The organism is Veillonella caviae, from assembly GCF_003992125.1.
In the GTDB taxonomy this organism is placed as follows: domain Bacteria; phylum Bacillota; class Negativicutes; order Veillonellales; family Veillonellaceae; genus Veillonella; species Veillonella caviae.
In genome coordinates, this window is sequence record NZ_RQUY01000035.1 from 1 (window position 1) to 11,575 (window position 11,575).

At 37.6% G+C, this 11,575-nt stretch carries 10 protein-coding genes; 1 reads left to right on the forward strand and 9 read right to left on the reverse strand.

All coding sequences use genetic code 11. The features are described from left to right. Positions 1 to 232: 232 nt before the first annotated feature. Positions 233 to 703: an IS200/IS605 family transposase gene (gene tnpA, locus EO120_RS08910; RefSeq protein WP_127135121.1), complete on the forward strand. Its 471-nt coding sequence runs from the start codon at positions 233 to 235 to the stop codon at positions 701 to 703. Positions 704 to 1,023: 320 nt separating this feature from the next. On the opposite strand, the gene EO120_RS08915 is transcribed toward tnpA, so the two are convergent. The 9 genes from EO120_RS08915 to EO120_RS08955 all read right to left on the reverse strand — a co-directional run bounded on the left by EO120_RS08915 (position 1,024) and on the right by EO120_RS08955 (position 11,468). Continuing rightward, on the reverse strand, positions 1,024 to 1,374 hold the full coding sequence (locus tag EO120_RS08915) for a hypothetical protein (RefSeq protein ID WP_127135122.1): 351 nt from the start codon (positions 1,372 to 1,374) through the stop codon (positions 1,024 to 1,026). A 3-nt stretch (positions 1,375 to 1,377) separates the two neighbouring features. After that, a complete protein-coding gene (locus EO120_RS08920; RefSeq protein WP_127135123.1) occupies positions 1,378 to 2,274 on the reverse strand; it encodes a DNA/RNA non-specific endonuclease in 897 nt (298 codons plus the stop codon). 1 nt (position 2,275) lies between these two features. After that, the gene (locus EO120_RS08925) at positions 2,276 to 5,494 is read right to left on the reverse strand and encodes an ATP-binding protein (RefSeq protein WP_127135124.1); all 3,219 of its coding nucleotides are present in this window, start codon (positions 5,492 to 5,494) and stop codon (positions 2,276 to 2,278) included. A 75-nt stretch (positions 5,495 to 5,569) separates the two neighbouring features. Next, on the reverse strand, positions 5,570 to 6,094 hold the full coding sequence (locus EO120_RS08930; protein WP_127135125.1) for a hypothetical protein: 525 nt from the start codon (positions 6,092 to 6,094) through the stop codon (positions 5,570 to 5,572). Position 6,095: 1 nt separating this feature from the next. Continuing rightward, positions 6,096 to 6,674 carry a hypothetical protein gene (locus EO120_RS08935; RefSeq protein ID WP_127135126.1) on the reverse strand — a complete coding sequence of 193 codons (579 nt, stop codon included), beginning with the start codon at positions 6,672 to 6,674 and terminating at the stop codon, positions 6,096 to 6,098. Between the two features lie 9 nt (positions 6,675 to 6,683). After that, complete coding sequence (locus tag EO120_RS08940; protein WP_127135127.1) at positions 6,684 to 8,948, reverse strand: dynamin family protein; 2,265 nt, start codon at positions 8,946 to 8,948, stop codon at positions 6,684 to 6,686. A 2-nt stretch (positions 8,949 to 8,950) separates the two neighbouring features. Then, positions 8,951 to 10,258, reverse strand: coding sequence for a dynamin family protein (locus tag EO120_RS08945; protein ID WP_127135128.1), 1,308 nt, complete (start codon positions 10,256 to 10,258; stop codon positions 8,951 to 8,953). 10 nt (positions 10,259 to 10,268) lie between these two features. Next, a complete protein-coding gene (locus tag EO120_RS08950) occupies positions 10,269 to 11,228 on the reverse strand; it encodes a helix-turn-helix transcriptional regulator (protein WP_127135129.1) in 960 nt (319 codons plus the stop codon). A gap of 45 nt (positions 11,229 to 11,273) precedes the next feature. Continuing rightward, on the reverse strand, positions 11,274 to 11,468 hold the full coding sequence (locus EO120_RS08955; protein ID WP_241234933.1) for a DNA-binding protein: 195 nt from the start codon (positions 11,466 to 11,468) through the stop codon (positions 11,274 to 11,276). Between the last annotated feature and the right edge of the window lie 107 nt (positions 11,469 to 11,575).

Here is an 11,575-nt window from a genome sequence, read left to right on the forward strand (position 1 = left end):
ACATGGGGTGATGCTATTGTTTGGAGTGATTTACACTTTTATGATAAAAGTTTCAATTCTTCATGGGATTAAAAAACCAACACCTTTTGTCCTATAAGCCGAAGAAAACCACGCGATAGTCGCGTGGTTCCATAAAGCTTTAGCTATGAGTCAGTTAAAAAACTCCTAATCTGTATAATAGTAATGTGACCTGCCAGTTACGTTACTAAAAACAAATTAGGAGGACAGTAAGATGTCGAAACATGATACTGATGTAAAAAGTTTAGCACATACAAAATGGAACTGCAAATACCACATAGTGTTTGCACCAAAGTACCGTAGAAAAGTGTTTTTCGAAGAAAAACGCGAAGCAATACGAGATATTTTGCGAACTTTATGCCAATGGAAAGGCGTAGAAATTATAGAGGGAGAGATATGCCCTGATCATGTACATTTACTAGTAAGTATTCCACCTAAAATGAGTGTTTCAGGGTTCATGGGATATTTGAAGGGGAAAAGTAGTTTGAGGCTATTTCAACGCTTCGGCAATATGAAGTTTGCATATCGTAATCACGAATTTTGGTGCAAAGGATATTATGTTGATACAGTAGGAAAGAATACTACGGCGATAAAAAGCTATATAGCCAATCAGCTAAAACAGGATAAAGAATCGGATCAATTAAGTCTGTTCGATCCGAGAGACCCGTTTACGGGTAGCAAGTAATCCCTCGCGTGGCTGGCAGGCCAATAAAAGGCACACTTGTGTGCAGCTAGTAGTATTAGGGCTATGCCCGAAAAAGTAAAACCACCCGCTACGCGGGTGGATAGTTATTATAATCTATGAACTGTAATAGGATTTCTTGCCCAAGCTAAGATGACAAATTTTATTTGTCTAAATTCTTAAGAAAATGGATAGCAAGTGGACAATTAGTACCCAAAAGGTGGACAATTAGTACCCAATAGCCAAATATCATTAAATTCGCTATCTAAACAGGAGCCATGTATAACTCACAGCTCCTGTTAGCTATCTCATATACTATCACATTATAATCCGAGACTTTCTTTCCACTTTTTCTTCAGACCATATACACGGCAGTTCTTCTCATCATACTCAACCGATACATCTTCACCAGATGCCTTAATGATATTCATTTTTTCAGAGTCAAATTTCTTGTCTGCTCTTACTGCATTAGCTACTGAGGAATAAATTCCATCAACAAAGTCCAACTCCAATACTCCATCTTCTGCCAAATCATTGCTCTGTCTAGTCTTACCGTTATAATTTGCATAGAATACTACTTCATAGCTAGAATCTGTTACCAATGCAAGCAGTTCTACATTTGTAAGTCCTTTTTCCTCTATTTTAAGTACTTCATCATGAATCTGTTTATTCATAAATTACCCTTCTTTCTTCGCTTCAAATGTTCTATATGACTTCTCACCTGTAGTCTCATTTCTGATTCCTACTCTTACAGATACTAAATTTCCTTCTGCATCATACTTCTTCAAAACAGATGTAACTGAAACATCACATCCATCTTCTTCCATATCAGCGATTTCATCATTTAGGCTATCCATATCTTCATCGGAAATGTCGCCTTCTACATCTTCAAGTAAATCCTTTGATCCTTCTACATTATCTACTTTAAGATTACTTGTTTCTCCATCAATTGTATAAGTCCTTTCAATCTTAGATGGACGTGTAGAATCGCCTTCGTAGACAACCTTACCACTATCTTGAACATCTTTGCCTTGTTTCTTAGCCTCAGCAATTTCATTTTCCGACTTCTTATAATCACCGCGATTAACGGTATCTCTCATCGGAACGATATTCTCATTTCCAGCCGAACCACCAAGGATACGCGCTACCAAATGGCCACCATCATCTCCGGCTTCACGATCTTCACCGCCAGATTCCGTCTGAGCGTTAGTATCACGTTCATTTTCTGGCTCATACTTTGGTTCACCACTCCAGGTCGAAATTCTTCCATTTTCGTCTGTAGTATAGGTAATTCCATTTTTTTCATAAGTAGTGTTTGGCATTAAATCGCCATTCATCTTATAAATATCACCATTATCGTCCGTTTCGTATTCGTCGCCATCAATTTCATATGTTGAGTTTGGTTCAAGCTTTTTTTCTTCTGTTTCTGTTCCATCATAATCGCCACTATTATCCAACATTTTAGCAATTGGACGGTCAAGCTCCTTAAAGTCTGTAGTCTTTTCCATCGACTTTGCTTTTTCCAAAAGCTCATTATTTAAGTCTTTGAAAATTTCACTAAATCCCATATCCATATTAGAACACCCCCTTATTACGAAGGCTTGTTATCCATGCAGAGTAAATTTCTTTGTAATCATCAGACTTAGCTGCCTCTGCCCTCATCAAGCACTGTGTTGATGCAATCGCATATTCAGCAGACAGGCCACTAACCTGAGCTTCAACTTCATGCATTATTCTATCTGTAAGCACATCGAACTCTGCTGAAGTATCAACCATAGGCTTGAGCCATACATTTCCATTTAATACTCCGCTCACAAGTTTCGAGAGGCTTTCAAAATTATCATCTTTCCAGAATGAAAGTTCTTTACGCAACTCGTATTCATTTACAAGCTTCTTAATCAAAAGCTTGCTCTTAGTTGAAATCTCGGCTGTAGCCAAGTCAGACTTAATTGTATCAATATCAACGTCAACCGGATTTTTTACCCTTGTTCTTAACAACAACTCTAATAGATTTTTCTTTAATCTGTCCGTGGATCTATTCAGATGGATGACAGGCTTATACTGATACTCAGTTTCTTCGCCCTTATACTTCTGAATCTTACATAACACAGGGTCAACCCAATCATTCTGATAAACAACAGCTACGCCCTTTGGAAGCTTAGCAATTTCATCAAGCTGATCATCTCTTAAGCCAGCTGCTTTTCCTGCTAAGCGTCTATCGCTTTCATCCGGAAGTCGCATAATAATCTTTGTATTTGTATTTCTAATTGCAGAAATATCAACTGCACTTGGTGACTGATCAACAATCACAAATCCCTCACCATAGGTTCTCATTTCTGCGATTGCATTAGAAATCATTTCTACAGACTTTCCAGCTAAACTTGGGCTCTCCGGATTCTGCTCTGATGACGTTCTCTTAAGAATATTATGAGCTTCTTCCAAGATAGTCATATGTTTAAACGGTACGTTCATTGAATCAGCAGTAGACATTCTATATTCACTTAATCGCATAATGAGAAGACCCATTATCAGTGATTTAGTCTCTAGAGATCCAATTCGACTCAAATCAACAACTACGTTCTTATCAAACAATACTTCACTCGGAATCTCGTTCGAAGCAAATATCTGTCCATTAAGTCCGTTAGTTAATGATTTCACTCTTGTAACAAGTGAACCCATGTAATTGCTCTTCACTTCTTCTGAATATGCAGAGCTATTGATTACTTCAACCAAACACTCCTGAAGATCCATAAATGTAGGATATAAATCATCCCCGTATGCATTTTTTGAAGATGAAAAATCCCAACCGCAATCTTCATATGATTTCAGAAGAGCATCTTTTAATACAGCCGGCATTGCAGCATACATCGGCCAGCATACATTAAAGATTTCAACTAATCGATCTACATGCTCAAGCACATGAATCTTTGAAGGGAACCTAAATGGATTAATTCTAAGAAGGTCAGAATACTCCGGATTTGTTCCAAAGACTTTTACATCAGGACGGTTTCCAAAAACATGTTTATACTCGCCCTTAGCAGGCTCAATCACCATGAAATTGGCACCCAGATTGTTGGTCTGTCTAATAAATTCATAAATAGTATTACTTTTTCCGGAACCAGTTGATCCAGTTACGAATGTATGCATTGAAAGGCTTGCCTTATCAATTCTTACATCATTCGGACAAGCACTGCCCATATTGAATACTTTACCTAAATTGATACCGGTCTTGGATGTCTCATGTTCATATTTGACCACTTCTTTTCCGAAATCAGCATGTTCGATTACAGGAAGTCCACATACAGACTTTCTTGGAAGTCCCATGTGTATAGCCAATTCGTTTCCACTTACCATGGCACTAGGTGTAACTTCAATACTTCCTAACGATCCAGAATATTTAAATACTGGATGCATAAAATTCTTAACATATTGCTCAATGAGTTTAGTCTTATCCTTTTCAAAATTACCCCATGAGTTAATAGCTGCAATTTCTACCCCAGAGTTTTCACCACGCATGATAGCTTTATATGTTGCAGCTGCAATATCTGCAGCATACTGATCTTCAGACATAAAATATGCTGCGCATTCATACATTCCAAGGCTTTCAAATTCATCCATGCGCTTCAACTGCTTATCAATTCTAGTGAGCATATCTTCGACAGACTTATCATATGCTGTCAATGTAATTGCATTGGACAAACCTTCAGTAACACTTGTTCCTGATGTATATGTATGAGTAGATCCATCTGATACGGCTGTACTTTCACCGTAAGTCTTAGCATTACTTGTAGCGGTAGAATCTGTCACAGTGCTTGCAAGTGCCGAGCCAAGTAGTCCAAAACCACCAGATACAACTCCGCCAACAGCAAGACTAACACCACCAGTTACAGGAGCTAATGCGGCACCAAGAATTCCAGCTGCAGCAGAAACACCCTTGATAACTTTCGATGTAGTATTTTCTTTAGATGTTCCATGTGATTCCGTTGTCGAATCAGTCTCTGATTCCGTTATTGTGTTCGTCGTCGATTTTGTCGTAGAATCACTTGTACTTTCATTCTTTCCTGTAGATGAATTTTGGGCATAGTTCACTTGCATTGTTGCAAATGGCGAAAGCTGGGTATATACACTCTCATATCCTCTTCTGAGCTCTCTAAGCTGATTCTGATCAGTAGAATTAGCAATAATAATACCTGTGTATTTTTGTCCCCTCATTGACAGTACAAGTTTCTCTAATCCCTGTACAAACTCCTGATTATTCTTAAGATTCTCTTCTCTACTATTTGCAACACATGATACGGCAGAAATACTATTTCCTTTAATTCCTGCCATGATTTCCTTTATTTCATCAACGTCATAATCCTGTGTCTTAATTCCAGGGAACTGACCAATCATTGCGTTCTCAAGTGTATTTCGAAGGGAACTTGTTGTCTTATCGGAATCCAGTGAGCGTACTCCCATATAGAAATCCGTAGTCTCCCCATCACTGTCAATAATTATGAAAATTGCAGTATCTGAAGAAGACAAAGTGTTAAATACACTTGCGAACTTATATGATGCAAATTCCTCCTTCTCGTATACCATCTCGGTAATTTTGAAGAATAAAACATTATCATCAATATTCGTATCCAAAATATCCTGACTTAATGGAACAATCTCTAAATTGGATAGATTGGTGATATAGTTCTTCAGAATAACATCATCTACAACTTGTAATGCAGCCTGATATCCTGCCGCAACATTGGCATATTTAGGAACTGGTACGGCTTCAGTTTTCGTTGATACATCATTTGCCATATGAGCAACCTCCTTAGATCTATTTTATGTGCCCATAATACCATCCAACATAGACACATTCTGTCGTTATGACAATTAATTCTCTCTTCCTGCGAAATACCTCGCTCCGCCTGCAACTACAGCAACTCCACCGAGGATCGGTACTGCAATCGGTGCTCTAAACGCTAACCCTGCAACAACAGTGACTGCTCCTACTGTAGCAACAGCTATTCCAGCTTTCTGCACTGTCGATAATCCGCTGGATGTATTATTACTACTTGAATAAGTAGATTTTGATGTTCCTGTCTGAGTTCTTGTAACCTGTGGCTTGTATAATTTCTTAACCATACAAACCAATAAATCTACTCTCTCCTTTGAGAAATTATTTACCACAGCAACCATCTGCTCATTTAGATATTCTTCATTCCAGTCATCTGGATTTTTAAAACTCTCCCCGTCATGTTCATCCATTAGTGCAGGCATCTGATCTTTTGCATAGTCAAGCATCTGCAAAAAATCTTCTCCACCTGAACTTAAAAGAAGACTATCTTTTAACATAATTCTGACGCGAGTAACTTTTCCACTTTGAACAGCGTCCTTGAAATCCGATGTAAGTGCCATATCATTTCCTCCTCTGTATATTTTCACAGGCGATCTCAATAGCTCTGGCTGATTTTCTAATCTTTTCAATATTCTTCGTTAGCCAAAGTCTGTTACCATTCACAGCCTTATTCTTTTCAATGATTCTATTTATCTTGGTTATTTCCTGTAAAATTGTGTTATAACTAATATCATTAGTTTTTGGTGTACTTCCCATTCCGCTAGTTGACATAGATCTTGATATAGTTTGTGTAGGTCTAGGAACGGGGTTTGTAGAAGGCACTGGAGTTCTTACCGGCACCTCTCCTTTGTAAATTTCTCTTATGATTTGTTTTACATAATCCACATGCTCCTCGGTAAAATCGTTTACCAGGGCAGTAAGCTCATAATTCATCAAGTCTAGTGTCCAAGGCTTCTCGGCTTGTTCAAGCGGATCTTCCGGAGTCATCCAAACCTCTACACCATGTTTCAACGCATAGGCTAATAATTCAGAGAACATAGAAAAGCTTTTGTCCACCAGCAAACTGTCCTTAAGCATTATTCTTATTCTCAATACATTATTCTCTTCTACTGGCTTTGCAAATTCGCTCGAAACTGCCATGTGTTCCTCCTAAATTTCCAAGATAGCATTCACTTTTCCGTGAATTTCTTCTAGCCAATCCAGACGTCTCTGAGCTTCTTCAAGCTTCTGCTGTGCCTTCTTTTCATCAGTTGCACATTCCTTTAACTCGTTAAGCTTAGCTTTAAGTAACTTATCTAATTCATCGAACTTACTAGCAAATGCTTCTTTAATTCTCTTGGTTTCCGCTTTCGCATAAGCCTGTGCTGCAGAACTGTTTTCGAAAAGGTTCTCCTCAATTGGTGCAAAGAACTTGTGTGCAAGTTCCTCTCCATCGATGTACTCAACATTTTCATAAATATCTTTATAATGACCAGATTCCTGGAACCATGTCCAAGGCTTATACCACTTTTTATCTGTATTTGCCACCCACTCTTCACCAGTCTTCACTCTTTCAGTTTTTACAGATCCAGAGATAATGCTTGATGTATTTGATGGAATTTCACCTTTCATGATTTCAAAAGGATCAAGAACGACATCTCCAACATTTATCTCATCTACAAGATCAGCAAGCTTTTTCTTGTACTGAGCGAGTAATCCTTCAGCACTCTTCTGCACATTATTTGCAATTAGATTCTCTAGTTCTACCTGAACTTCCGCCTGGAGAGTTTCAGCAAACTTTGCAAACTGAGCGCAGATACTATCCGCTTCTTCTCTTGAAAGTTTCTTCTGAGTACTTGTCAGATACTTTGTAATCTTCTCCTGTGCTTTCTTGATTACATTATTTGCAAGCTTCGCAATCTCCTTATCATAGTTGATTTCATTGATTTTAGTCTTGAACTTCTTTGCCTCCTCGCCACTCTGGAGTTTTGCCTGAATGCTGTCAATTCTTGCGACAATGGCATCTTTCTCTTCCTGTTTTGAAGAAATCTCTTTTTTCGTAGTTTCAAAAGACTGTGCACTTTCAAGCTTTTTAATGAATGTATCTACGATATTCTTGATCTTCGCTGTCTTTGCATATTTCAGGACATACATTCTGATTGCTTCTTCAATCGGAACAATACCTGAATGAATTAGTGCCTGTTCATTAGCATTTTCTTCTTCAATAGCTTTTGCTAATCTATTGCCAATAATTCCCCTTGCAGATGCCGGCAACGGCGCATAGTTCTCAAAGTACATCTCTTCATTTCTATTAAACTTACGTACTTTGCCCTTAGCTTCATATACATCGTCGTCATCGTCATCATCGCTCTCCGCAAGAATGGTTCTGATGTTCAATGCTGTAAGTGCAGATGCAGGATAAATATTAGGATTTTCAATTCCATTATCTGCTAAATAGTCTTTTACCTTTTTAATAGCAGCGTCGATACTATCTTCGCCCTTCTTAAAATCATCCAACTTATTCACTACAAAAATGAAACGATCTCTGGACTGTTTTCCCCCAACCTTCATACTTTCAGCTACGTGACCAAGTAAATTACTGTCATCATCAACTGCCAACTGCGTCGCATTCATAATGTAGAGGACAACGGTCTTTGAAGACTCTGATAACATCCTATATGTAGCTGCTTTATGCTCCGGATCACGTGAGTTATTCGGACCAGGAGTGTCAACAAGAACAAGTGATACATCTTCAGATGTTACAAAAGGAATATTACCTTCTACATGAATTCTTGATACTGCAGGGTCTGCGTTTAATCTCTCCATGATTGAGTAAGTAATATCAGGCTGTGTCTCAATCAAATTACCTTCCTTATCAAATACTCTTGCTTCAAAATGATTCGAGTCATTATCTTTAATTTCTGTGATTGTAGCCGTACATGCTTCCTGCTTTGCAGGCATAAGTCTCTGTCCCAGTAATGAGTTAATCAGAGTTGACTTGCCTGCACTCATGGTTGCGACTACATTAACTTCAAAATCACTGCTCTTCGCCATTTCAAAAGCTCTAACAACATCCGGCTGCTTAAGCTCTTCAAATGGTCCATTTTGAATTTCCTCAAAAATCTCAGCGATAGCCTGCTCTTTGTCTCTTACTTCTTTTGCAGGAATATGTTCAACCTTGATTTCAATTCCTTTTTTATCAGCTTCCTGTGCAACAGCCAATACATCTTCATAATCCAATGTTGTACCTTGGAATGTAATCTCAAACTGCTTTGTACTACATTCCTCATAAAGAATCTCAGGAAGGTTATCTACCCACTCCTGAAGGCGCTGATCAGGAACATTTAACCTACTGTTACGCTTGACTTTTTTTCCGTCAATTAAGATCTCTGTTGTTACCTGATAAGGGTTGTACTTAATGAACACTTTCTTCATGATCAATGATCTCCTTCCTGATCAAAAATAATATTTTCAAGTGATAAAATTCCCGAATGAACTAGCACATCTGAAAGCTCATTACATTTATCTTTTGGCACTTCAATTTCGCATGGATAATACGTTTCATAAGCAAATTCTGACCTGCTCAGCTTTCGCTTTAAAAAATCTAAATCATCCTGCTCGTCCTCACTTAATTCTTCTCCATACATACTCATCTTCGCCAGATAAGCTGCATACGCTGAAATCGGATATACCTTTGGCTCCTTAAAACCTATCTTTTGTAAATCCTTTTCTACAGATTCCATTGTCTGAGAAACTGAATCAACGTTCTTCTTAAAACGATCCATACGATTAACAAGAAAAATGATATCGCCTGAATAATTTTCTTTTACATACTTCAGATGACGAATGTCATCATCAGAGCCAATGTTCTCAGCATTAAACAGATATAAAAGTAAATCACATTTTGTATTCTTTATTGTCTCGTTCGACATCTCTCGATGTTCTTTTTCCATTGATGAATTAACACCTGGAGTGTCAATGAAACATACCTTTGTATCTGTTTCCGCTATTGATCTAAACCTTGAGCCAACATGAATCTCTGTTGTTTCGTTAGCCTCGTTATCATCCATAAGAATTTCATGGGTCGCATCCAATTCAAGATCATGATCCCATTCATATATCAAACCGTCCTCACCGGCTTTGTTATGAAGATAATGGATTTTGGCAGTACAAGTTGCATTCTGCATCTTGTTCACTTTTTTACCTAACAAGGCATTTAATAACGTGGACTTTCCAGCGCTCATGTTCGCGGTTATCATTATTCTTTTTTCTGCTCTGCTATAAAAATCGCGATTCTTCCAAATCACTTTGTATACCGGTTCCAACCCTGGTATGGTTGCTATAGTCTCTCTATCTCCTGTTCCATAAAATGCATTAAATACTGCCTGCATTTTATTTCTATAACGCTCTCCATGAAATCCAATTATCTTATTCAGCGCCTTCTCACCCTTTTTCGAATTATCAAACGAACTTATAAATAAGCAATCCGTAAGAAGAAAATATCTGTAATGAAAAAACTTAAATTTTTCTAGAAAACTCAGGTCTTTAATTTTGTCTTTGCTATCAGCAACACCTAATTTTGAGGAATACAGCTTTAACATCTGCTTGTCCCATACATCTCTGCTTCCGCTTTCAGAAACAAAATGCTTTAATAACGCCATATACTTCGTTTTTAATTTTGTGTTCATTTTGACAACGGGATGCAAAACCAAATATTGTTGAATTTCCAACATTGCCGCCTTCATTGGTAACACCTCACTTAATTTCAATATTATTAACCATATCGCCTTGGCTCCTAAGCCACATCTCGATACCCTTACCAAACACCTCTGCGGTGATTGTATACACTCCTTCCTTTTCGTTCTCTATTTGCGCTGTTGGTAACCTATCAAGGACTGCCTCGACGGAATTACCTGAATAATTAAACCTAACCCTTTGTAGTTTTCCTCCATACATAAACTGAATTCTTTTTCTAAATTCACCCTCTTCAAATCTGTTTGCGTATGGGATATTAAATTTTTCAGGTAGAATCTCGTATTTTTTGATTCGATCAATTCTATAAATCGTTGGGTACGAATCATCTAAAACATCGAAATCTGCCTTAATCTCTTCATTGTCTATAAACGCTGTGATATAAAAGTAATATTCTGAGAACATAATAGATACTGGCTTTATTCTTCTCTTAACTAATGCCTTATCCTTAGTCCTTTGATATTCAATATCTACAAAATTATGTTCCCTTATTGCCTTGCCAATATCCCACATCTTGTCAACAAACTCTGATCGATGCTGTAACTCAATATAGTGATATTCCTCATTCTTAATTAGGTCATTTATCTCTTTTCGATTTACCTTTGGAACGCAACACTCAAGAAGCCGTGAGATGAGTTTTGTCATTTCTTTCTTAGTAAAGGCCCGACTATCCAATAGGATTTTACAAATAGCAAGTATTTCACTATTACTAAGCTTCATTTCATAGATTTGCTCTAATCGATATCCCTTGGCGTTCCTATCATATATAACCGTGTTAATGATTCCATCTTCTGTTGAAGCAGTATCCATATAGCCACGGATATCTTCTATATCCCTTTGTATGCTTCTCTCATTAACGCCATAGATTTGAGCTTCTTCAGCTTTATTGACGATATATCCATTCATCAGTTTTGAGTACATTCCCAAAACACGTTCTATCTTATCTTTACTTTCTGTTTGCATATAACCCCCGTATATTATAATTTTCCAGGATGACAGAACCTGTCATTATGCATCTTTTTTTACATATTTTCCGGATTTTATGCGCTCGTCTTTTGGTTTCTCGGTATCATCAGGAATAGCCCATACATTACCAAATTTCTCTGCTCCATTAATTCTTCCTTCAAGGCAGAGAGTATTGATTCTTCGTTCACTTATTCCCCAGTCCCTAGAAACCTCTGAAATTTTCTTGTATCCTTTCAAAATGCACTCTCTTTTTCGAAAACAAAAAAAGCGGGTTATAGGACAAAAAGTGTGTGTGACTAATCCCAATAAGTTGGAAAATTTGTAGACATATGTAGCTCATTCCA

Coding starts and splice junctions, on each gene's coding strand:
- EO120_RS08915 (WP_127135122.1), bottom strand. CDS start 1,374: ATGAATAAACAGATTCATGATGAAGTACTTAAAATAGAGGAAAAAGGA.
- tnpA (WP_127135121.1), top strand. CDS start 233: ATGTCGAAACATGATACTGATGTAAAAAGTTTAGCACATACAAAATGG.
- EO120_RS08930 (WP_127135125.1), bottom strand. CDS start 6,094: ATGGCACTTACATCGGATTTCAAGGACGCTGTTCAAAGTGGAAAAGTT.
- EO120_RS08940 (WP_127135127.1), bottom strand. CDS start 8,948: ATGAAGAAAGTGTTCATTAAGTACAACCCTTATCAGGTAACAACAGAG.
- EO120_RS08935 (WP_127135126.1), bottom strand. CDS start 6,674: ATGGCAGTTTCGAGCGAATTTGCAAAGCCAGTAGAAGAGAATAATGTA.
- EO120_RS08920 (WP_127135123.1), bottom strand. CDS start 2,274: ATGGATATGGGATTTAGTGAAATTTTCAAAGACTTAAATAATGAGCTT.
- EO120_RS08945 (WP_127135128.1), bottom strand. CDS start 10,258: ATGAAGGCGGCAATGTTGGAAATTCAACAATATTTGGTTTTGCATCCC.
- EO120_RS08950 (WP_127135129.1), bottom strand. CDS start 11,228: ATGCAAACAGAAAGTAAAGATAAGATAGAACGTGTTTTGGGAATGTAC.
- EO120_RS08925 (WP_127135124.1), bottom strand. CDS start 5,494: ATGGCAAATGATGTATCAACGAAAACTGAAGCCGTACCAGTTCCTAAA.